The sequence below is a fragment of the Ochrobactrum sp. SFR4 genome (assembly GCF_019730395.1).
Taxonomy (GTDB): domain Bacteria; phylum Pseudomonadota; class Alphaproteobacteria; order Rhizobiales; family Rhizobiaceae; genus Pseudochrobactrum.
On sequence record NZ_JAAPBB010000024.1, the window covers coordinates 1 to 21,762 of the forward strand.

The window sequence follows — 21,762 nt, forward strand, 5'->3', positions numbered from 1 at the left end:
TAGAGCTATCATGAGCCGAAAATCCTCTCTTCTCAATTAACACTGTTTTGTCTCAAGGGCGCTGATGTCGGACATATCGCATATCAGGTAATACAGTCACTATCAGCAAGCGTTCAGCCGAAGTAACGACACAAAATATACCTGCCGGTACAACTGTTCTTGCACCGATTGTCATCACCAGCGGCAATAACCCGCAGGAGACTGTTTATACAACTCCGGGATCCGTCAGCTATATTTCTGCTCAGGATATTCAGCGCGTCCCGCCAACATCACTCGGCGATATTTTCAAATCAGCACCGGGTGTTGTGGCACCGGGCAGCCGTATCGGCGCTTCAGTGGATGTCAATATTCGTGGCCTGCAAGGGCAAAACCGCGTGAATGTTATGGTCGATGGCACGCGACAGAGCAATCACACCTATCGTGGCTATCGCGGCAGCCGCACGGAAGTTTATGTCGATCCCGATTTTCTTGGCGGTGTAGATATTGCCAAAGGTCCGGTCGCCACCGCCGGAGGTGTGGGGGCTATGGGCGGCGTTGTGAATATGCGCACACTTGAAGCCTCTGATATTTTGAAAGACGGCAAAAATTATGCGCTGCGCATCAAGGGTGGTCTCGGCAGCAATACAACTTCGCCTCCACCAACCAGCAAAAACATGGGTAAAGAAGATAAAATCACCTATCCGAGAGATTCACGCTTCGGCATGTTTGACGGCGACAACTGGTCAGGCAATATTGTTGGCGCCTATGCCAATGAGGATTATGAATTTATCGCAGGTATTTCACGCCGTCAGGCAGGCAACTACTTCGCCGGTAAAAAGGGCAAAGATTCTTACTATTCTCCGATTCATAAATCAGAAACCAAGCTCTCGCCTTTTGGCCCTGGCAAAGAGGTTTTCAACACATCGCAGGATATGACCTCAGCTTTGGTGAAAGGGAAAACCAGCTGGGGCGACGGACATTCTCTCGCACTTGGCTATATCTATTACGAGAACAAATATGGGGAAATGGATGAGAATTTTCTGCCTTATATTCGCGGTGAAAACTCATATTACCGCGTTGCTCAGCATGATCTGAGCCACACACAAACACATACCCTCAACTCCACCTATGAATATAAGCCGGAAGAAAGTGACCTGATCAGCCTCACTGCTAATCTCTGGTACACGGACATAGCGTCTGAAAGTAATGTGATCCGCGCCTATAGCGGTGGTGCGAGTTACGGTGCCCCGCCAAGATCTGTTGAAACTGGTATCCGTACGATCGGTGGTGATGTTACGAATGTTTCAAATTTCGACACGGCACTTGGTACATTATCGCTGCGCAACGGAATTGAATATGTGCGTGAGCGCGCCAAAGAAGATGGCGGCACAAGTCTTTCCGGTACATATCTGGGTGCCAATCCGAATGGTGAGCGGACATTAGCCAGTATATTCAACCATACAAGCCTTAAAGCAACAGACTGGCTGACAGTGTTCGGCAGTTTACGCTATGACTATTATCAAAATGAAAGCGAACATACCACACTGGACGAATTTAATGAAAAGTCAGGCACACGCCTGAATCCTTCCTTTGGTATCACGGTTGAGCCATTAGACGGTTTTCAGATTTTCAGTAGCTATACCAGTGGCTGGCGTCCGCCCAGCCTGCGTGAAACTGCCGTAAAACAAGCCTCCGGTGTATCCCCTAATCCAAATTTGCGGCCGGAGACCTCTGCCAATATTGAAGTCGGCATTAATCTGCTGCGTAACAATGTGTTTCAGGATGAAGACAGACTGGGGTTCAAAGCAGTCTATTTTCACAACACCTATGATGATTATGTCATTCGCGAACGCTTTGTCGATCCTGAAGGATTTTGGCGTTATCAGTGGGGCAATATTGATAAGGCTAAATTTAATGGATATGAATTCTCTGCCTCTTATGACAGTTCTGCTTTTTTCGCTTCCGCAGGTCTGACACTGTATTCTGAAGCAACCTTCTGCCGTGATAAGAAAGCGAACCTGATCACGCTTATTCTCCCCGCCGGATGCGGTGCAGACAGAGTGGCCTTTGACTATGGCGTCATGAATATACCACCGAAGTATTCGGGCAATATCACAGCAGGCGTAAATCTGCTCGAAGAGAAACTGACCCTTGGCAGCCGTGTTTATTTCTTCGGCAAACGTTTTGGTGGCTTTCAATGGCACACAGGCGCTGCAACGGAGGCACCTTATTACCATCCCGGCGCTATCGTTGATCTTTTTGGCAGTTATAAATTCAACGAAGATGTTGCGCTTGATTTCAGCGTAGAGAATGTTGGCGACCGATATTATCTCGATCCGCTTTCAACAGGACTGGTTCCTGCGCCCGGTCGCAGTTTTAAAATGAGTTTCAGCACCCGTTTCTGAAACAATTTGCCCTTAAAGAGACTTCAGGCCATCCGCTCCGGCAAGCTGATGGCCTGAAACACATAGTCTGAATGTCCGGTCAAAAGACTGCGTTTAAATTTTTCTCTCACGACCTAATAGCCACAAAAGATAAATCCCGCCCAGCAGGCCGGTGGTAAGACCAATCGGCATTTTAAGATTGAGCGGTGAATTCTGGCTGAGCAGATCAGCCCCTAATAGTAAAACAGCCCCCATCAAGGCACCGGAAACGACCGGCACATCCGGCGAGTGCGTTAAACGGCGCACCAACTGCGGCGCAGCAAGCGCGATAAATGCAATCGGCCCCGCCGCAGCCGTTGCGATTGCCGTCAGCCCCACGGCAGCAACAACCATAATCAGACGGCTTTTTTCTGTAGCAATGCCCAGCTGTCTGGCTGCATCATCCCCCATCTCGAGCAAATTCATACGGCGCGCATAGAAAATCACCACAGGAATAATCAGCACGAAACCGAGCGCTGCCGGTATGGCATGTGCCCATGTCCGTGTATTCAGTGAGCCTGCCAGCCAAAGCTGTGCGGATGCGGCCTGATCCAGATCACCCGCAACCAATAAAACAGTATTGATACCGGAAAGTATGGCCCCAACACCAATACCGGTCAGGATCAGCCTGTAGCCGCCCGTAGAGCCCTTTTTCAATGACAATACAAAGACTAAAATCGCCGCACCGATACCGGAAAGCACAGCTGCAAGTGACGTCTCCAAAGGCCCGGCATTAAACAAGATTATCTGAATAATCGCGCCTGTCGCCGCACCTGTTGTGAAACCGATAATATCCGGTGAACCAAGTGCATTACGCGATATGGACTGAAAAACAGACCCCGCCATACCAAGTGATGCGCCAACAAAAAGCGCGGTTACTAAACGTGGCAGGCGAATACGCCAGATCACGCGGTCAGTCGTCGGATTATGACCGGCTCCAAACAAGCTATCCATGATCTGGGACGGGGTAAAACTCAACGTCCCTCTGCTAATATGCAGCAGGCTTAAAGCAATGATACAAAGCATTAAAATACAGCAGATCGTTATGACACGCCTGCGCCACTGAACGGAAAAACTGCCTGTTCGGAAGATAATTTTATTACCGGTTTTCATCATAGTTTATTCAACCGGTATTTACGTACAACAAAGATGAAAAACGGCCCGCCAATCAGCGTGATAATAATACCGGCAGCAATTTCAGACGGCGGTGCAATGATACGGCCAACCACATCCGCACCAAGCAGTAATATTGCCGAGAACAATGCGGAATAAGGTAAAATCCAGCGATAATTCGGGCCCGTCATCATTCTGGCAATATGCGGTGCAACCAAGCCGGCAAAACCAACAGGCCCTGCTGCCGCTGTTGCTGCACCGGCCAGCAACATCACCGCACTACAGGCAATGATCCATGTCAGCCGGATATTGACACCCAAAGCCTCTCCCATATCTCTGCCCAAAGTTATTGCATTGAGATTTCCGGCAAGGATAATGGCAGTGATCAGGCCGATGAAAACCGCGGCAGCGAGAATGACAGTCACATCATAACCCCTGCCCTCGACAGACCCTGCAGACCAGTGCCGCACCTGATCCAGCACCGTCAGCGGCGAGTTGACGATAATAATACCGGTCACCGATGCGAGCACGATCGACAAACCGGCGCCAGCCAGTACAAGACGAACAGGATTGGTGCCCGACAGATGTGCCTGTCCGAGAAAAAACACAATGGCCCCAGCCAGTCCGGCTCCGATAAAAGCAAACCAGACATAATGCTGCATCGAGGTCAGGCCGAACAGCACCATACCACTCACAACAGCCGCTGCGGCACCGGCATTAACACCTAAGAGTCCCGGCTCCGCCAGCGGATTGCGGGTAATTGCCTGCATGATTGCACCGGCCACACCCAGCGCCAACCCCGCCAATACCGCAACTATGGTACGGGGAATACGCAACTCCCTGACGATCAGGTGCAGATCGTTCTGAGGGTTATAATTTTGCAGGGCATTAAATGTTTCACGCAATGCGATTGTTCTGGAACCCAAAGCCAGACTGGCCAGCACCAGAATAACCAGCAGCAGAATGCCCGATATCAAACCATAGAAACGTCGTCTGTGCCATTGCGAACGGCTGACCATGCGGCATTGCGCGACCTTTTCAGAGCAATCACTCATGGTGCGGAGAACTGCCTGACAACGGTTTCAAGCATTTGCAGTCCGGAATAATAATCAATCCGGAATGATGTTATACCAAGAGGATAAACCCGTTTGCCGGAAACAGCATCAAGATTGCGCAAGACCGGATCAGACAAAAATGCCTGTACGTCCTCTTCAGAGCCGCGCATCAGAAAAACAGATTTTCCGGTAATTGCCGCAGATAAATTCTCATGCGAAATAAATGCAAAATCCGTACTCCGGCTGACATCCGCCTCAAGCTCTGCAGGAAGTCCGGCCACTTCAAACCCGAGCGCAGTCAGCAACTGTGCCTGCGGGCTGGCTGGTTTGGCAATGGAATAGCTGCCGCCAATACTATAGCCGACAATACTGACCGGCTCTGCGGGACGCTGAATTTTGCCCGCCGCCTCTGCAGCAAGGCTGTTAAAACGGGCAATAGCCTGCCCCGCCTCAGCCTCAAGTCCTGTCGCCCTGCCCAGTTGTGTGGCAATATTCTGCCAGCTCTGGTTGGAATAATTCACAACAAGTGTTGGTATATTCTGTGCTTTTAACTCAGCATAGTGCGGGAGAACACTGTCAGCACCGGTCGCTGATGCAATCAACAAGTCCGGTTCCCAGCCGATAACAGCCTCAAGATCAAAATCAAGATTGGCATAAAGAATTTCAACACCGCGCTGATCAGCAATCTCCGCCCATTGCGTGAAAAAACCTTTTTTATCCGTCAGACCGCTTGGCGTGGTTGCTGCTGTTGCCACAACCGGAGCATTGATCGCCAGCAAAATTCCCGTCACGCTCGGTGTAGTGGAAACAATCCGTAACGGCTTTGCTTTTAAACTCAGCTCACCGGCATCGTGCCTGATGATACGTGGCCAGTCTGAATTCTCTGCAACCCCGGCAGACACCGAAAACAGTAAAGCAGATATCGCTGCAAACAGGACGAAAAAACGTTTTGCAATCATCATAACGGATTCTTTTTCTGCTGATTTCGGCCAGATAGCGGCGGCAATAAATACCTGAGTAACAGACTCCATATTGCAGAATGCATTCTACAATGCAATACACATGCAAAGTTTGCTGATAAGTGGAAACCCCGATGACGCATCGCCTGCATGCTGATGACATAACGCTGCGTTATGATGAAAGAACGATTTCGCAAGGCCTTACCCTGGCCATTCCGGATGCATCTTTCACAGTGATTGTCGGGCCAAATGCCTGTGGAAAATCTACTTTGTTACGGGCACTGTCACGTCTGCTGAAACCCGCAAAGGGACAGGTCATTCTCGACGGTCAGTCAATTGCAACGCTACCACCAAAAGAAACTGCGCGACGTTTGGGACTCCTTCCGCAAAGTTCTGTCGCGCCGGACGGCATTACTGTAGCCGATCTTGTTTCCCGTGGCCGCTATCCGCATCAGTCATTTTTACGTCAGTGGTCAGCGGCCGATGAACAGGCTGTCATAAAAGCAATGGAGGCCACACAAATATCAGCCCTCGCCGACCGGCAAGTCGGAGAATTATCCGGAGGTCAGCGCCAGCGCGTGTGGATTGCTTTGGTTCTAGCACAGGAAACACCAATCCTGTTGCTGGACGAGCCAACCACCTTTCTGGATATTGCCCATCAGATTGAATTGCTGGATCTGCTCGCTGATCTCAATCATCAGGGCCGCACGATTGTTGCTGTCCTGCATGATCTGAACCATGCCTGCCGATATGCATCGCATATGATTGCCATGCGCGAAGGAACCGTTGTGGCTGAGGGAAAACCGGAAAATATTGTTAGTGAAGAATTGATCGACACCGTTTTCGGCCTGAAAGCCATGATCATTGCAGATCCGGTTTCCGGCACGCCGCTCATTGTCCCTACAGGCCAATATAAGCCACGCAGATAAACCTATTCCGGTCGCAAACCGCTGGTCGCCTGATTGACCAGTTTTGCCTCATGGAACAGCGCCATACGTTCTTCTTCAGTTTGCAGCTGCCCGAGATCTGTCACTGTCGTCATAACGCACACAATCTCCTGCTGGGCATCGAAGACGGGGGCTGCCTGTCCCGTTACATTCGAAAGCAGATGGCTGGTCATTTCTGACCACCGCTCTGAACGCACCTGATCAAGCACCGCATTATCAATTGGCCTGCCGCGAAAATGCGGTGGCTGCAATTGGCGTGCAGCTTTAATATTCGCCTTTGGCAGAAAAGCCTGAAAAACCAGTCCGCAGGCTGTATTATCAACGGGCAGAATATCACCCAGCGCCAGAGGATTGACTGAAAAATACGCGCTTCTGTACCAGCGAACGAGTGTCGGCCCCCTGTCCGTCCAGATCGCAATACCACCGCTGATCGCATGACGATGGGTCAGGGCTTTCATATGTTTTGCCGCGACCTCCACCGCATCTATACGCCTTAGTGCACTGACGCCAATACTGAGTGCTGCCGGCCCCAGATCATATAGCCCGCTTACCGGATCCTGCTTGGCAAGACCTTCTTTGACGAGGCTCTGTAAATAACGATGCGCCGTAGAACCGCCGGTGCCTGCACGGCGGGCGACTTCGCCAAGGGCGAGTTCACTTTGTGCATTGGCGAGAATATGGAGAAAGCGCGTAGCAATCGACACGGACTGAATGGTTCCCGAACGCTTTTCAGGAAAGACTTCCGCTGAATTATCCGTCTCGTCTACTGGTATTGTCAAACCGGTCTCTCCTCCCGTTGCTACGCCACCAATACGCAGACCGGCAGGGCAGCTCTAGTCTAGCCTTGTAAACGCATGAAGTCATTCATGATTATGGCTATTTCACAGAAGCATCGTTCATATGCGGCAATCTGCGCACCCATGACTGAGTTGCCAAAATGCAACAACAACCATTATCAAAAGCAATTACCACCTTGCGGTATGCATTCCTTATTGTGGAATCCAACAAGGATCGTTTATTGAATATGAATATCTTACTCATATTTTAAGGTCATGCCATGTCGCGCCGGTTCAATCGCAGATTTTTCTATAGTGTCAGCACTGTAACGCTCACCGCTCTGATGGCACACAGCGTTCATGCGGAAGATGCAGCTGCAACCGACAGCAAACCTCTGGTTCTCGCACCGATCGTGATTACCGGCGAAAAACTGGAGCGTGACCTGCAAAAAACGGCAACCTCGGTCACCATCATTACCGGCAAAGATATTGCCAAAGAAAAGACCGGCGACACATCCGTCACCGAAGTTCTGAAAGATGTACCAAATGTCGTTTACAGCGACAGTGTCGGTGCGCCGATTATTCGCGGACAAGATACGCAGGGGCCGAATAACGGACAAAATGTCTTCTGGGGCGGAACGGTGCCGCGCGCAACCATCAATCTCGACGGTCACTATCTGAACTATAATGAATACTTCTTCGGCGCGACATCCGTATGGGACCTCGATAATATTGAAGTGTTCCGCGGCCCGCAGACAACATCACAGGGTGCAAATGCCATTGCCGGTGCGATTGTCGTCAATACCAAAGATCCGACATTTACTCCTGAAGCCGCCTATCAGGCAGAAATCGGCAATTATAACGCCAAACGTGCGTCCTTTATGCTCTCCGGCCCGATTTATAAGGATGAGCTCGCGGCACGTCTGGCCGTCGACTATTCCGGTCGCGATACATTCATTGATTATATCAATCCGGCTTTCCAGCACGGAGATACCAATCAGGATTTCCGTGCACTCAATGCGCGCTTTAAAATGTTATGGCAGCCGGCAGAGCTTTCCGGATTTGAAGCAAAGCTGACCTATTCCTATAACAATACAAACCGCCCCACACAGGAGGCAGCCTCCGCACCTTTTGGCGATCTTGAACATACAACAACAACAATGCCGACATGGAAACAGCACACCAGTACCGGTATTCTTGATCTCAGCTATGAGCTCGATAACGGGATCAAACTGTTCAACCAGACCCAATATTCAACATCAAGCGTCAACCGCATTACCGGTGTGATTAATAATGGCGATGCCGACGTTGACCAGACCAACATCTCCAATGAAAGCCGCGTGAACTTCGGTAGTCAGGACGATGTTATCAGCGGTGTTGCGGGTATTTTCTATGCCCATACAAAATCTGACGAAGCGCTGTATTTGCGTGGCATTTCTGCCTTTGATGACAAAAAGGACAATATCGGCGTCTTCACAGAGGTCAGCTACAAATTAACGGATCAATGGACGGCAACCGGTGGCCTGCGCTATCAGCAGGATAAAATCCGTCGTAACGGCACTTCAGTTATGGCAACAGCACCGGTCAATTATGACGAGACATTTTCAGCGGTCCTGCCAAAACTCTCACTTGCCTATGATGTAACACCTGATCTGACATTCGGCGGGCTGATTAATCGCGGTTATAATCCGGGCGGAGTTTCGCTCTATATCAATCCGGCAGCAACAGTGAGCAGATGGCAGCCGTTCAAAGAAGAAACGCTGTGGAACTATGAGCTGTTTACACGCGCAAAACTGCTCGATGACCGGCTAACAGTCAACGGCAACGTATTTTATATGGATATGAAAAATACCCAATATAATATTCCGGTTGAAGTCTCCACCGGTGTCTTCCAGTCCTACACGATCAATGCCGAAAAGACCCATAGCTATGGTATGGAACTCGGACTCGATTATCAGGTACTCGATAATCTGACACTGAAAACCAGCGCCGGTATATTGCGTACCAAGATTGATACAATTTCTAACAACGCTGCTTATGAAGGCAATGAGTTTGCCAAATCCCCGGGCTACATGCTCAGCATCGGCGCAAGCTGGGATGTTACGGACAAGTTCAATGTCTCCGGTCAGGTACGTCATGTTGACGGCTATTTCTCCGATATCGCCAATACGCCGACATTCTGGATCAAGCCTTATACGGTAGCAGATGCACGGATGAGTTATGCCTTCACCGAACAGGTTGAACTCTACGGCTTCGTCAAAAATATCTTTAATGAACGCGCCCCGACTTACATGCAAACCAATCGCGGTATTGGCGGCGTTGAAGCCAGTATGACACTGCCGCGCATGTTCGGTGTCGGTATTAAAGGCAGCTTCTGATTGCAGCCACTTTTCCGCAGCCTGTTTCAGGGCTGCGGTTTCTATGAATGACAGACACTCTGAAAGCATGACAGGAAAGCGCGATGGCTCATAAAAAACTTCATATCGGCATGTCGCTGGCTCCCACATGGCTCAGTGGTGACGGCTGGCGCCATACCGGCAGCAATATCGAGTATACATTCGGCACCGACTTTTTTGTCGATATTGCGCGCCGCGCCGAAGCTGCAAAACTTGATTTTGTCTTCAGACCGGACAGCCTGTTTCTCAATGCGCAAATCATGGAAACCAGCCCGGGTTTTGGCAGCCTCGATTCAACCGTACTAATGGCGGCACTGGCGCGGGAAACCTCCAAAATCGGCCTGCTCTCAACTGTCTCCACGACCTTTATGCCGCCTTATGTGGTGGCACGGCAGATCATGTCGCTACATCAGATCAGCAATGGCCGCGCAGGCTGGAATATCGTGACCGCCTTGGACGGCAACGAGAATTTTGGCCTTGAAACCATGCCGTCCTCGGATGAACGCTATGCGAGAGCTGCGGAGTTTACCGAAGTTGTACGCAGTCTATGGGCGAGTTTTCCTGATGCCGCTTTGAAGCGTGACAGGCAGAGCGGGCAATTTGCAGATACAAGCCTTATTCAGCCTGTTCACCATGAAGGTGCACATTTTAAAGTCAAAGGCCCGCTTAATCTGCCGTCTTACCGTGATGTAACCATTCCGCTGTTTCAGGCAGGTGCTTCTCCGGCAGGCCGGAGCTTTGCCGCATCTGTCGCCGATGCAATTTTCTCGGCCACGCCTGATCTGGATGCAGCAATTGATCTGCGGAAGGATTTGCGCGGCCTCGCAGAAAGCCACGGGCGCAAAGCAGATGATGTTCGTCTGTTGCCGGGTTTAAGCCTCTATCTCGCTCCGACACGCAAAGAAGCGGAAGAACTTTTTATCTATACGCATGCGCGCACCAGCCGTGCCCGCAAAATTGCCTCGATCCGTGACATGACCGGCCTTGACCTGACTGACTGGGCAGATGACCAACCGGTCAGAGCGGCAGACCTGCCGCCTGTACCGGCCGTTTTGCGCAGCAAAACCCATGCCGGTCTGCTGCGCAGACTGATTGAACGTGAAGAACCTGTTTTACGCGATTTACTCCACAGGCCGGAAGTAATCAGCGCGGGGCATTGGCAGGTTATCGGCACCGTTGACGATGCCGTTGACAGTATCAAACACTGGCACGACGCAGGTGCGATAGACGGCTTTATTACTGCACCCGGCGGCTCTTCCGGTTCGATGGATCTGGCACTGGATGAACTGATGCCGCGCTTGAGTGCGATTGGACTGCTGCGATCAGAATATTCCGGTGATACATTGGCGCATCATATATATGAGTAACTCTCCCTTACTCACACCGACACAACACATAGACCTTTGATTTCAATCGTTAGATAGCACCAAAAACAGGAGTAACGTACTTGGTTTCAGGTGCTTTCTAACATTCCCAGAATTTTCAGAGGTGATATAAACAACCCTCAAGAATGACAAGAAAACAGACGTAAATTCACCGTCAATATGTCACATCCCGCTAGTCACAAAACCGAACATAGCCGAGATGAACAGAGTTCTTTCTATTTATAGTGAAACTAGTTAATATAAAATCATGATAAAATTGCCATTTTTTTATAAATACAACCATCTTAAATCATGAATTCCAGACCAGAAATGATGATTAAATCTAAATAAAATATTTTATTATTTAGGTTGATATAACTGCTTCTCAAGCAAAATACAACGATATGTTAACTGGCACTATTGTTTTTAATAAGTGATTTTAGAATATTTTGTATAATCAGCAAAATATCTCGCTAAATATGCAAATCCATGCCGCTTCATTTACTTGTACTATAAGCGGCAAATCTAGCAGCGGATGGAATATTCACAATAAATCCGTAGTCCTGCATGAAGAGGCTCTTTCGAACGAAATCGTCGCACAATGTCGCTAACAAGCTGTGAACGGCAGAAACATTTCGTACATTAAATTATTGTAATTGTTGCGAACTTAATATATCAAGTTAAAGACTCCTCTCGCGCATATAATGAATAAAAAATAAGAATAGCGGAGCATCGGACAATTAAATGGGATAGCAACTAAAATGACGGAAAGCGCATAAATTTGCGTGTGAATGTATTTTTATAAATGTTGCTAAAGAGGCCTATTCGTGCAGAAAACAACTCGTGCAGTTAATTTCCATGATACTGGACGTATTAACAACATAGAGATTCTAAACACGAGCGCACAATGTGGATGGCACAATGTGTATGTGTATACTGCTGTCATACGCCCATTTAATACTGATTTTGCCGCTGTGGATTCATTATTAATTTCCATGGTGCTCGAAGGGGACATTCGGGGCACTTTAAAAATCGGAAATTTAGTAAGCGATATTTTTCTGCAACCAGGATTTATACTTTGCCTGCCTCCTGATGTTGCCTTTGAAGCTTCAATATGCACACATGCAAAAGTCATAAATATCTACATATCAAAGGATTTACTGCAAGATATTGCTTTTGAATTTTTAACTTTAACAAACACATTATTTAATTTAGTTCATAATTTTCAAATTATAGACGGGTTCCTTGAAAATTTTATTGGTACAGTGAACAATGCTCTTTGCTCCGGCGGACATTTCTCGCCGCTGGAAATGCAGTATATCGCACGCACCATAGTCGCCCGCATTATTGCCAGATATTCATTATGCGCATCGGATAATCCGAACGTAGAAACAGGATTACCCCATCCTGTGCTTCAAAAGGTTTACTCCTTTATTGATGCACATCTTCATCAGCGTATTAGCGTAGAACAGCTTGCATCTATGGCAGGAGTAGGAGCTGCACAGTTTGCACGCTTGTTTAAACGCACAACAGATGTCACTTTGCATCAGTTTATTATTAAGCGCAGAATTGAGAAGGCACGCAGCCTGTTAACTGACACCAATATGCCGATTATTCAAATTGCTTATGAATGCGGTTTTGCGGATCAGGTTCATCTCACCCGGCTCTTTGGGCGTTTTATAGGCTCCAGCCCGGCACAGTTTCGGAAAATGAGAAAATAGTTACTCAGCCCCCCCCCACAAAGCCTTTTGAATAAATGCAGCTCACTGCCACGATGCATGCTGATTATGTTGCGGTGAAGCGGGTAGTTTTTCTCCTACATTAAAGCCGCCAAACCCAGATAGTTACGCATTTGTCTCTCCGGAGTTTTCTCTGGCCTCGTCTTTTAGTGCCTTTGTATCTTCACACCGGCTGACTTGCTTCTCGTAGTCAAACCTGTGCACCGAATTTATGTTCCTCTTGCACCGGAAACCATCCCGCAGGCATTGCGCATCCTTTAGACTCGGCACTTAGATGATCCGGTTCTTGCTTATTTGCATAATTTTAAGGTGCAGTGATGAAAATATGGGGTCGAACTAACTCAACAAATGTCCGCAAGGTACTTTGGTGTGCGGAAGAGCTTAATCTTAAATATGAATCCATTCCGGCAGGTGGTGAATTCGGGCTCGTAAACGAAGCGTCATATCTTGCAAAAAACCCCAATGGCCGCATCCCCTGCCTTGAAGACGGAGAATTCGTGCTTTGGGAATCCAATGTAATTGTGCGCTATCTGGCTAAAAAATACGGTCAGGAATCTTTCGCACCAGCTGATATCCAAACCTGGTATGCGGCTGAAAAATGGATGGACTGGGCATCCTTGTCTTTCGGAATGCCTTTTCGGGATCTATTCTGGAACCTGATCCGGCATAGCCCCGAGCAGCGCAGTGAAGAGGAAATCGCTCTGGGCATTAAACACTGTACGCCTTTGATGGCCATGGCAAATGCTCAGCTGGAAAAAACACCTTATTTATCAGGCAGCCACTTAGGGATTGGAGATATCCCTTTAGGCGCTATCGCATATTCGTGGTTCTCATTTCCTATAGAACGGCCATCAATGCCGGCTCTGGAAGATTGGTATGAAGGACTAAAATCCCGTCCGGCATACCAAAAAGGTGTCATGTCGCCACTCACCTGATCATCTATGTCGCAAAAACCAGCAATTGCTTACAAATACATATTTGAGAGCAATTGCTGGTTTAATAATAAACTTCAATTTGCATCCAACCTGAACTCAATCTCAAATTTTGAACTCGGAAATGGCAAATTCTGCATTGGCTGCGACAGCTTCAAGCCTCGCGATCTTACGTGTTGCATAAAATTTCAGTGCGCCAGCCCCTGCTGAAAATATACCGCATAAGAGAAGCGTAACAGGCAGAACATACCATCGCAACCAAACCGAGCCACCTGCCAGCCAACCTATTATTGTTGCGATCAAAATCATGCAAATCACCCAGAAATTACGCTTCTGAGCAGTATTGATAAATGTTGTAATAGCAGCTTCATGCTTTCTCAGCCTAACCAGTTCCTGACGCAGTTGTGCAATATCTTGCTTAAGCTGTTCAAGCTGAGGCTCATGGGTTTCCGTATTCGGCAAGAAACTTCCTGACATTATATTAACAAAACTTATTGAGCTTTTAGACGGATTGAAGCGCGGAGCCAATAAAGCCTCAACGGGTTAAGGCCTTATTCCGGCAGAGCACGCTAAGTAATCAGGATTAAAGATAATAATATTGAAATATTATCGCTCTCTCAAAGCCTCGCCTGCTTTGTTGAATGGCTTCACGAGATACTCGAACACAGTTTTACTGCCGGTATGAATATCGACTGATGCCACCATCCCCGGCACGATCGGAAACCGCTCATTATTCTTGTTAAAAAGGGCGTCAGTTTCCGTCTTAATAAAAACGCGGTAATAAAATTCTTCCGGCTTTACTTCATTTTGGATCGTATCCGGAGAGATACTGACAACCTTACCCTCCATCCCTCCATAAATTGCGTAATCATAAGCCGTAATTTTGACGCTGGCCCTTTGTTGCGGGTGGATATATGCAATATCCCGTGGTGAAACACGGGTCTCAACCAGAAGCTGCTCATCAAGCGGAACAATAATCATCAGCTTACCATTTGGCGGAACCACGCCGCCTACGGTTGAGACCTCGATATTTTTAACAATACCGCGTACCGGTGAGCGCAGTGTCATTCGTTGAAGTGAATCTGAACGACCGCGAATAACAGATGAAAGCGCCTCAACATCCGCATTTGCTTTTGCCAGCTCTTCACGGGCTTTTACAATATAATCCGATTGTACCTCTGTTTCTTTCAGCTGCAGCTCTACCAGCTGTCGTTTCAAGCGAATGACTTCCACGTTACTCGCTGCACCCATTTTAGTCAGCGACTGACTGATCGCCAGTTCGTCCTCAACAAGCTTTTTAGATTCAGCGATCCAATTCAACGACTCTGTTAAGCTGCGGCGACGGGCTTCATATAATTTTGTTTCTGATGCAATCAGTTCGGGAAAACCATTAAGATCCTGATGAAATGCAACTTCCGTACCATTAACCTCTGAGGTCAAACGGGCAGAGCTGGCAAGTGCCGCCCGATATTTAGCTGCGCTTTCCTGCACCGTCGCTTCCGTAACCGTAGGATCAAGTTGTGCAAGAATTTGACCCGGCTCGACGACATCATCCTGCCGGACATACAGCTTAGCCAAAACACCGCCTTCCAGTGACTGTACCACCTGCTCTTGTGATGTCGGTACGACTTTGCCCGTACCGGTGGATACCTCATCAAGCACTGCCCAGTAAGCCCAGATCAGCATGACGAGGAAAAGCAGAAAGACAAGCCGGACAAGTTTTTTGGAACGGTTCAGTCTTTGACCGTCCTGACTTCCGTTTACCCAGTTTTCAAAATCGTCACCAATGGCAGCCATCGGCTTCCTCACAGTTCTGTTTTGGGCATTGCAACTTTGCTCATACCGAACAATGTCTGCAGACCACGCTCTTTTGTGTCATCCAAAGCAATCTGACCATTCTCGACGACAAGTAACCGATTAATCAGTTCCAATACCCGCATGCGATGTGTTGCAATAACGACCGTACGCCCCGTACTCCATTTCGAGAATTGTTCGATAAAATGCCGTTCGGTCGCTTCATCCATCGAGGATGTCGGCTCATCAAGCAAAATAACCGCCGGATCACGGATCAATAAGCGAGCTAACAAAATTGCTTGTTTCTGCCCGCCTGAAAGACCGGCTCCGCCCTCCTGAACAAGATGTTCAAGCCCTTCAGGTAGTTTCTTGATAAAGCCATCAACTCCAACCATGACAAGCACGCGTTGAATTTGCTCATCAGACGCATAAGGTGCGCCCATAGTAATATTCTCACGCAGTGTTCCGAAGAAAAGCCGTGAGTTCTGTGTCAACAAGCCGACATCGCGCCGCACATCCGCAGGATCAATCTGGGGCAATGACAAATTATCCAGCAAGACCTCGCCGTCACAGGCATCCAGCAATCCGGACATTGCCATCAGTAATGTCGACTTGCCTGCCCCGTTCCGCCCCAGAACAGCAATATGCTCCCCCTGTTTTACTTGTAGTTTTTTCACCAAAAGCACAGGGGGTGTGTCTTGCCCGCCGTAGCGGAACAGCGCGTTTTTAAAACTATAGGAACCCGATATATTCGGACAATGAATGCGGTTTTCATGATCAGGATGATCAACAGGCATCCGCATCAGATCATCAAGACCTTTCTTGGCAATCCTTGCATGCTGAAAACGGCCGGCAATTTGAGAGATTTGTCCCATAGGCGCCAGCATTCTTGAGCCAAGGATTGAAGCGCCCACTAAAGCACCGGTCGTAAGATCTCCGCTGATCACCATGGGCGCGCCGATAAAAACAGTCAGCGCATAAACACCCGCCTGCACATTTTGTGTCCAGACACCCAATGTATTCGTCACGGAACGCAACCGGATCTGCGCTTCACCGGTTACCGCATTAAAATGGTTCCATTGCTGTTGAAAACGGCTCTCTGCCTGCAGGGACTTAATATCTTCAATGCCCTGAACAGTTTCCAGAAGCATGGCATTCCTCAATGAGGCTTCGCGCATAGCCTCATTGGCATGTCTGCGCAGTCGCGGTTGCAAAAGAATTCCCGGCAACAGCAAAGCGGCAAGAGCGGCCAGAGGGATAAAAACAAGTGGCCCTGTCAGCCACCAAAACAATATAAGAAACAGCAGGAAAAAAGGTAAATCCGCTATTGCAGCGACCGTTGTTGACGTCAGCAACTCCCGCACCTGTTCAATATCCCGCAACTGCGAAATGAAAGAGCCGGTGGAGGCCGGTCGGGCGCGGTTTTTAATTCTTAAAGCATGCCCGAAAACCACATCAGACATTTGCAAATCTGCTTTTTTTCCAAGCATATCAATTATGCTCATACGGGTTCTGCGCATCATAAAATCAAATGCAATTGCCAGAACGACCCCGCTAAAAAGCACATATAATGTATTAAATGACTGAGCCGGAATAACACGGTCATATATCTGCATTGAGAAAATAATACCGGCTAATCCCAATGTATTTGCGATGAGTGAAGCAATCATCACATGGCTGTATGACTTTAGATCACTGAAAATTATCCGCTTCAGCCAGTTATCTTCATATGGTTTGATATAAGCATCAACCCGCACATCAGGAGCACTTTTTGATAAACGGGCAAGTAAAACACGCTGCGTTTTGACAAGCAGCTCGTCGAGCGGAAACTGGTGTTCCAATCCCTGATCACCGCTCAGCCAGACGCCAGCCATCTGGCCTTGGGATATTTTATGAACAACAGCCAGCTGTCCGCCTTGCAATTCAAGCACGAAGGGCACATGCCACGCAGAAAGTTCTATTTGCGGCCGCTCTATAAGCTTAACGCTTAATCCGATTCGCCGGGCAATTGTACGGATTTTTATTTCATCGCCGGAACCGTCATCTGCCTGTGCAGTCAGGCGCAAACTCTCCGGGGAAATAGGAAGACGATAGTATTTCGCTATTAAAGATAAAGATTCCAGCCACATATCATCATGAAACTGTCTGTCAGCTTCCTGATTAGCTATGCCGGAGTTTAATTTGAGCTCTTCTCTTGAAACATCACCGCCCTTCATTGAACCGTCGCCCCTCCGCGCAGTGTGTCCGGATTAATACCAAAACTGTTCCTCAGCTTGCCTGAATTATAAAGGCAGCCAATATTTAACAAACGCAAATCATGTTCAGTATTGGCAAGCTGAAAACGGGATTCATGCAACTCTTGTTCCGCATTTAATAAGTCCAGCAGAGTACGGGTACCAAGCTCTAAATATTGCTCGCGGTAGAGATCTCGTGTCTGTACCATCATGCTCGCGCGCGTCTTTAAAGAACCTTGTAACCGGCTTAATGACCCTATCTGACTACGTGCTTCCATCAAATTGCGCTGCACATCATAACGCGCTCTTCTGATTGCAGCATCCGCTGTTTCCAGAGCATATGCCGCAGCTCTTTTCTTCGCATTGGTTCTGCCACCATTATACAAGCTGGAAGATACATTCAGCCCTACACTGTAATCCAGCCGTCGATCACGATCGGTCGTGTTATTATATGATCCATTGAGATCATAGTTTGTGGATGCTTCAAGAGAAACAGTCGGCAACGCTTCTGCTTTATTCATCGACAGCTGTGCCTTAGCTTCTTCTTTCTCAGCCTCAGCCTGAAGCATTGCAGGAACATCCTCCCACACAGGATTAGCCACGTCGCATGATTTGCTGAGCCATGCAGGGACATCTGAAACAGGACGGGCAGAGGCACTGCCAATCAGAGAACCTAAGGCCACTTGCCAACGATCAAGCTCAGACTGATATTGCAATTGGGTAGCTAACGCGGTTTCGACACGCGCATCGGCCTGAACTTTGTCCGACATGGTGCTCGCGCCCTTATTCGTCCGCTCTTCAACCAGACCGGCGATACGTTTCACCCCTTCGACTTGTGCCCGTGCGAAACCAGACAGCTGCTCATACCGCTGTACTTCTATCAGCGCATTGGCTGTGTCTCGTGAAAGATTGTCCACGGCAGCCAGAAGACGTGCATGATTGAGATTTTTCCCCGCCTTCTCAAAATTTACCGAGCCTGAGACTTTGCCAAAATCATACAATAATTGCGAAGCGGTAATATTAAAATCCGGCCGCCAGCTATCACGGTTGCGACTTTGATAGCCTGAACCAATGCCCGCCTTTAACTGGGGGTAATATCCGGCTTCAGCAGCCCGTATACGCTCATCTGCCTCGTAAATCCGTCCGGTTGCCTCGTCCACTGCCGGATGCCATGCGACAGCCCGCCGGACTGCAGTCTCCAGAGTAAGAGAGCCGTTATCTGCGCGCTTCGAACCAGCTTTACTACTTACGTCAGAATGACTTGAATGATCAGCGGCTGCAGCATTTTTATTGACAGTATCCGATGAGGATATCTCTCCGGCTTTTGGCAGCACAGTTTTTTTTGAAGAAGGTACAAGTTCAGCCTCTGATGTCTGGCAACCAGACAAAAGAAAGAAAAACAATATTATAATTGTCAAACGTCCTAAGACCGTATTTTTCTGCATTTACAATCCGTTATGCTCAGTCCCCTGAAAGCTGCAGTTAACCTCCGCCACGATTTAAGCCGCAGCGGAGGTCAAAATATTGATCAGGCTATATGCATCGAATGTAAGTCATCATCCTTGATCAGAGGGTCCAGGACCAAATGAGCAAGCGGATCTTCCGGCATCATTGTCGTCATAGGTGCCGTGAGATTTTCTGTGAAAATACTCGCAGGTTCAAATTCATCAGACATTGTATCGCTGAACGGCAGCGTCACATCATTGCTGCCATCATCAAGGGCAAAGTCTTGTAAAAGATCTGCCATATTATGATCTTGTCCCGCCGGAGTGTCATCTGCATCCGCCAGCAAGTCGTTCATAGGAACAACATCCGCATCATCAATGGAGAACGCAACCATTGCCGCACCGGAATCTACAGTATCACCCTGAACAGTCGTATTGATTGTTACAGTCAGCGTTGCTTCCTGATATGTTCCGTTATGTTCAATACGGTACGTGAATGTATCCGTATATTCACCCCCAACAGCAGCACGGCTATCAGGTGTGTAGGTATATGTACCATCTGCATTGATTTGCAGCGAACCATATGCCCCCTGAACAACCTGCGGCGTGCCGGATACAACATTGGTAAATGTTGTGCCATCATGAGAGATCGACAATGGCGGAATGTCCGCACCCACAAGATCATTTGCAAACAAATCGCCATGAGCAGAAAATGCGTGAGGATTTGGTGCATATTGATCAAGATGAGTAACCTCAGAAGTAATGTCCACCGAGAAACTTCCGGCAACACCAACCCCTGTGGTAACGGTCCTGATACGATATTCACCCGCATCCAGATCAGGAACCAGAATTTTACCCGGCCCCCCGCTTCCTAACAAGCTTAGCAATTGCGATGAATTGTAGGCCGCATGGCTCGTCCAGGTATTTGTTCCTGGCGTACGCACTTCAACATAGACCACAACCGAACCGCCGAGACCAAGCAGATTACCGGCATCAATGGTTAAGGTAACATCCTGAGTGGTGTTCTGGGCTACAGTTAATGATGCACTTATCTTTTCACGCGGCAACAGCGTGATCAGCCAGCTATCACTAATCGCATCATTCATATTCACGCCGGCTGTCACAAGATACTCATACTCAATACCGGCTTGTGCAGTATCATTCGTTACAAGCGCGCCATCAATATTAATTGTCAGATTCGCGGTTGTCGAATTTGTGCCGTCCGAAATTGTATAGCTGAATGTATCCGATTGCCCCACAGAAGCTGGACTACCATTCGGTGTATAGGTATATGAACCATCCGCATTGATAACCAGAGTGCCATGATTACCCTCTATTGTGGCACTTCCGTTATTGAGCTGTATGACCTCCCCGTCACTGTTCTCAATCTGGGTGACTTTCGTTCCGGGAACAACCTGATCTTCTCCGGCCTCTCCGCTGGCGTTTATATCCGGATCAATCACATTTCCGCTGACCGGCGTATCGCCATCAGCAAAACTGTGCTCAGTCAGCGAGACCGACACTGATGTATCCTGAATAAGCGTCAATGTATTATTGAGAAGTGCATGCGCAACAGCACCAAGCACCTGATCAAGCAGATGAGACAAACCTAAAGCATTCAGGCTGTTACTCAGCACTTCAACAAGATCACCGGCACCAAGTGCAGTCGTTGTATCAAGAACAGGCACCAGAATATTTTTGACGACTGTTCCCAGAGGCAAATTTAGGCCGGGTAAAAGCGCTCCGTTCAGTGCGTTTTCAATAGCGGCCAGTACAAGAGCCTGATTTTCCTGACCAAGGACAACACCACCTTGTCCGAGTTCCTGCAGCGATACCCCGTTACCGTCTGCATCCAGCAATGTCCCAAGAGCACTTTCCCCTTTTCGGACCACAACCTTATACTCACCCGGAGCAAGTCCGGTAATATTGGCAACAAGAGTGTTATCCCCTGTCAGACCCAATATTCCTGTACCAAGAACATCCCCCACAAGCGGATCGTTACCTGTTGTCAGGACGTGAACAAGATTACCGGCTGCATCGTAGATTTCTACGTTGAAAGCATCAGCAACAGCGATCAATGCATTTTGACTGACCTGGATTACAATATCACCTGTAGAGCCCTGTCCCACAGTAAAGCTGACACCCGCGGCCTGACTGCCATTATCCAGCAGCCCAAGAAGCTGCAGATTTTCATCCGACACAGGGGCATGCGTTACGGATTCACGAGTACCCATATCCGCATCAGCCGCATCATTTGCGCCTTGAAGGCTGATAATAGACGTAGCGCCTAACGAGCCGGCTGTTCCTGTATTACCGGCACTGTCGGTTTGACGGACTTGCACTGCACCGGCGGCATAATCTCCCTGCGGCAAGACAAAGCTTGTGCCTGTCCCATTGTTCCAAGTCATACCATTATCAGTCGAGTATTCCCACTGAGCGCCGCTCTCAAGATTGGTGACTGTAACCGTACCGACACTCGATATGCCATCGCCACCGACACCGGTATCATTTGCCAGTTCAAGAGCAGGTGCACCCGGTGCTGTCACATCAACACTGTAATTGGCAGAGCCTGTCACCGGATCAGCCGCATTGCCTGCAGCATCCGT

The 21,762-nt window shown here is 48.5% G+C and carries 15 protein-coding genes; 6 read left to right on the forward strand and 9 right to left on the reverse strand.

All coding sequences use genetic code 11. The annotated features are described in order from the left end of the window. Positions 1-173 precede the first annotated feature (173 nt). The gene (locus HBA93_RS16790; RefSeq protein WP_353619380.1) at positions 174-2,384 is read left to right on the forward strand and encodes a TonB-dependent receptor domain-containing protein; all 2,211 of its coding nucleotides are present in this window, start codon (positions 174-176) and stop codon (positions 2,382-2,384) included. 93 nt (positions 2,385-2,477) lie between these two features. On the opposite strand, the gene HBA93_RS16795 is transcribed toward HBA93_RS16790, so the two are convergent. The 3 genes from HBA93_RS16795 to fepB form a co-directional block, all read right to left on the reverse strand. Continuing rightward, positions 2,478-3,428 (reverse strand): FecCD family ABC transporter permease, encoded by a 951-nt coding sequence (locus tag HBA93_RS16795; protein WP_502910135.1) that lies wholly within the window; start codon positions 3,426-3,428, stop codon positions 2,478-2,480. Between the two features lie 86 nt (positions 3,429-3,514). Next, positions 3,515-4,570: a FecCD family ABC transporter permease gene (locus HBA93_RS16800; RefSeq protein WP_286202005.1), complete on the reverse strand. Its 1,056-nt coding sequence runs from the start codon at positions 4,568-4,570 to the stop codon at positions 3,515-3,517. Continuing rightward, positions 4,567-5,532, reverse strand: coding sequence for a Fe2+-enterobactin ABC transporter substrate-binding protein (gene fepB, locus HBA93_RS16805; protein ID WP_221724032.1), 966 nt, complete (start codon positions 5,530-5,532; stop codon positions 4,567-4,569). The genes HBA93_RS16800 and fepB overlap by 4 nt, the downstream gene beginning before the upstream one ends. Before the next feature lie 131 nt (positions 5,533-5,663). Between fepB and HBA93_RS16810 the strand changes: the two genes are divergently transcribed. After that, complete coding sequence (locus HBA93_RS16810) at positions 5,664-6,458, forward strand: ABC transporter ATP-binding protein (protein ID WP_221724033.1); 795 nt, start codon at positions 5,664-5,666, stop codon at positions 6,456-6,458. A gap of 2 nt (positions 6,459-6,460) precedes the next feature. On the opposite strand, the gene HBA93_RS16815 is transcribed toward HBA93_RS16810, so the two are convergent. After that, the gene (locus HBA93_RS16815) at positions 6,461-7,255 is read right to left on the reverse strand and encodes an IclR family transcriptional regulator (protein WP_286202006.1); all 795 of its coding nucleotides are present in this window, start codon (positions 7,253-7,255) and stop codon (positions 6,461-6,463) included. 278 nt (positions 7,256-7,533) lie between these two features. On the opposite strand from HBA93_RS16815, the gene HBA93_RS16820 reads away from it, so the two are divergent. From HBA93_RS16820 to HBA93_RS16835, 4 genes are all read left to right on the forward strand, one after another. Further along, positions 7,534-9,630, forward strand: a complete 2,097-nt coding sequence (locus tag HBA93_RS16820; RefSeq protein WP_221724034.1) for a TonB-dependent receptor — start codon at positions 7,534-7,536, stop codon at positions 9,628-9,630. 83 nt (positions 9,631-9,713) lie between these two features. Next, the gene (locus HBA93_RS16825; protein WP_221724035.1) at positions 9,714-11,015 is read left to right on the forward strand and encodes an NtaA/DmoA family FMN-dependent monooxygenase; all 1,302 of its coding nucleotides are present in this window, start codon (positions 9,714-9,716) and stop codon (positions 11,013-11,015) included. Positions 11,016-11,839: 824 nt separating this feature from the next. Further along, positions 11,840-12,733: a helix-turn-helix domain-containing protein gene (locus HBA93_RS24570; RefSeq protein ID WP_221724036.1), complete on the forward strand. Its 894-nt coding sequence runs from the start codon at positions 11,840-11,842 to the stop codon at positions 12,731-12,733. Between the two features lie 332 nt (positions 12,734-13,065). Continuing rightward, positions 13,066-13,686 carry a glutathione S-transferase family protein gene (locus tag HBA93_RS16835; protein WP_121993687.1) on the forward strand — a complete coding sequence of 207 codons (621 nt, stop codon included), beginning with the start codon at positions 13,066-13,068 and terminating at the stop codon, positions 13,684-13,686. A gap of 102 nt (positions 13,687-13,788) precedes the next feature. On the opposite strand, the gene HBA93_RS16840 is transcribed toward HBA93_RS16835, so the two are convergent. From HBA93_RS16840 to HBA93_RS16860, 5 genes are all read right to left on the reverse strand, one after another. Next, positions 13,789-14,145, reverse strand: coding sequence for a hypothetical protein (locus tag HBA93_RS16840; protein WP_221724037.1), 357 nt, complete (start codon positions 14,143-14,145; stop codon positions 13,789-13,791). 144 nt (positions 14,146-14,289) lie between these two features. Continuing rightward, complete coding sequence (locus tag HBA93_RS16845) at positions 14,290-15,480, reverse strand: beta-barrel domain-containing protein (protein WP_221724038.1); 1,191 nt, start codon at positions 15,478-15,480, stop codon at positions 14,290-14,292. An 8-nt stretch (positions 15,481-15,488) separates the two neighbouring features. Then, positions 15,489-17,693 carry a type I secretion system permease/ATPase gene (locus HBA93_RS16850; protein WP_221724039.1) on the reverse strand — a complete coding sequence of 735 codons (2,205 nt, stop codon included), beginning with the start codon at positions 17,691-17,693 and terminating at the stop codon, positions 15,489-15,491. Next, a complete protein-coding gene (locus HBA93_RS16855) occupies positions 17,690-19,156 on the reverse strand; it encodes a TolC family outer membrane protein (RefSeq protein WP_221724040.1) in 1,467 nt (488 codons plus the stop codon). Before HBA93_RS16855 ends, HBA93_RS16850 begins: the two co-directional genes overlap by 4 nt. Positions 19,157-19,239: 83 nt before the next feature. Continuing rightward, on the reverse strand, positions 19,240-21,762 hold a 2,523-nt coding region (locus tag HBA93_RS16860), incomplete at its 5' end, for a BapA/Bap/LapF family large adhesin (protein WP_221724041.1).